A 216-nucleotide genomic window follows, 5' to 3' on the forward strand; every position below is an offset into this window, starting at 1 on the left:
TCGGTGGGGATTAGTGGCGAACGGGTGAGTAACACGTGGGCAATCTGCCCTGCACTCTGGGACAAGCCCTGGAAACGGGGTCTAATACCGGATAACACTCCTGCACTCATGTGTGGGGGTTAAAAGCTCCGGCGGTGCAGGATGAGCCCGCGGCCTATCAGCTTGTTGGTGAGGTAATGGCTCACCAAGGCGACGACGGGTAGCCGGCCTGAGAGG

Annotated in this window: 1 rRNA gene; it reads left to right on the forward strand. The window is 59.7% G+C overall.

Annotation, left to right across the window (positions count from 1 at the left end):
* Nucleotides 1–216: ribosomal RNA gene (locus OO70_RS51010) — 16S ribosomal RNA — on the forward strand; the annotation flags it as partial.

Origin of the sequence: Streptomyces xylophagus, from assembly GCF_000716435.1 — a bacterium.
In the GTDB taxonomy this organism is placed as follows: Bacteria; Actinomycetota; Actinomycetes; order Streptomycetales; family Streptomycetaceae; genus Streptomyces; species Streptomyces xylophagus.